The following is a 1,668-nucleotide window of genomic DNA, read 5'->3' as shown; positions in this document are numbered from 1 at the left end:
TTCTTATGGTCTTTTGGATCGAGCGCTTTATAGGCAGTCAGGAATTCGGAGTCTTTAGCAGGAACTTGGGAAATTTCTGTTACCGTTCCTTCTATTGATTGATCGATTCCATCCGCTTGCAGGCGAACGCGGTCGTTGACTTTCACGTCCTGCCATTGTTCATCTGTTGCATACGTAACAATGATTTTTTCGATGCTGTAAATTTCGATTGCCAAGCGGTCATTGTTGTCTCGAATCGCGGATACTACGCCTTCGACCGGACTAAGGATGGCAGCCGCTCCTTCTTGAGCAAGCTGTGCATCAACGACCTGCAATTGCCGATTGACTTCAGATAGTTTTTGTTCCGCTTCAGCAATCGCTTGTGCGAAAGCACCATCTTGAGAAACGTCCACGCCGAAATCTACATTTACATCAATATTAACCATTTTACCATCAGTGTTTTCAGTGACGTTGTCTGTCGCGTTGTCTGTCGAATTACTTGAGCTCTGCGCGGTCGCGCGGTCAGATTGTAAGGACTTTATTGTTGCGTTGGTTTCAGTCACTTGACGTTCAAGTGCTTCCTTTTCTGATTTCCATACTTCACGTTGCTCGTCAGCCGTTGATGTGTTAAGCGTAGCGAGTTCGTCACCTGCTTTTACTACAGCACCTTCTTTGACCAACCAGTCTTGAATCGTATCTTCACTTTCCACGTAAACCGTTGTCGTGTCGAGCGGTGCAACTAGTGATTCTTTCGGTAAGGATTGTACAAAGTCCCCTGTTGCGAGACGTTCGTATTCATTTACGTACACATCTTTAGAAATTACGCTTTTTTCGCTGAACAAGAGAATCGCGTTGGCTGCAATGAACGTAGAAACTGCAATGGATATACCAATCGTTAACCATTTATTCATTTGACGGCACCTCCTTCAACAAAACGTCCGTACCATTCTTCGATTGGAAGAAGGCCAGCTGCCGAAGTAATGAGTGCCATACCGATATGTATTCCAATAATAATCAGTAAAATCATGCGCGGGTTCATATCCGTGAATGCACGGATGAATCGAACCTGTAATGCAATGATAAGGGCAGTAAAGATGGATAATTGATTAAAGAAAAATACCAGGAATGGATGATCGAACACGGTTGCTGCCAGTGGACCGAATGAAAACAGTGACACCGGAGTGGTTGCACCGGTCATAAGAAAGACGATAAACAGTAATGCTTTTTCAATTAGCAGGATTCCTACCACATACAGTTGCAACACGGCCAGTTTAGGTAAATCAATGCCCGTGATGCTGTTCAATAGGAATGCAATGCCGAAAAAGTGAAAGGCCATATAAAGAACTGCCCATAGAATGATTCCGACAAGTGAGACAAGACGTGCCAGTGTATACGGGTCGTTGCCACTAAATGCGTATACGGATGTAAGGTGCTGTGTGTTCATTCCCCACAGTTCTTGTGTAACAAATAAGAGTAATCCGAACAGACCAACCATCCATACGCGTTTTTTAAAATCGCGCATCGTGGCAGAATCGAGATTATCTATTAATTCTTGCTGGTTTGCTAGATATCGCCAAAATCGAAAGTCAAATATCATATTTTCAAAAATCCTTCCCGTAACTACCAGTAGCTATTAATCTTCCTTTACTTTACCAAAATTCGACATCAATTGTAACGTACGAAGGGTAC

2 protein-coding genes are annotated in these 1,668 nt (G+C 43.3%); both read right to left on the bottom strand.

Annotation, left to right across the window (positions count from 1 at the left end):
• On the bottom strand, window positions 1-890 hold an 890-nt coding region (locus AC1DSB_RS18935), incomplete at its 3' end, for an efflux RND transporter periplasmic adaptor subunit (protein ID WP_477587380.1).
• Window positions 887-1,576 (bottom strand): hypothetical protein, encoded by a 690-nt coding sequence (locus AC1DSB_RS18930; RefSeq protein WP_477530889.1) that lies wholly within the window; start codon window positions 1,574-1,576, stop codon window positions 887-889. The genes AC1DSB_RS18930 and AC1DSB_RS18935, both read right to left, overlap by 4 nt.
• Window positions 1,577-1,668 lie beyond the last annotated feature (92 nt).

It is taken from the genome of Paenisporosarcina sp. P4_E4_2, assembly GCF_056401595.1.
This window is presented reverse-complemented; position numbering and strand designations above follow the sequence as displayed.

Bases quoted from the DNA above. Each gene is read 5' to 3' on its own strand.
- AC1DSB_RS18930 (WP_477530889.1), bottom strand. From the start codon at position 1,576: ATGATATTTGACTTTCGATTTTGGCGATATCTAGCAAACCAGCAAGAA.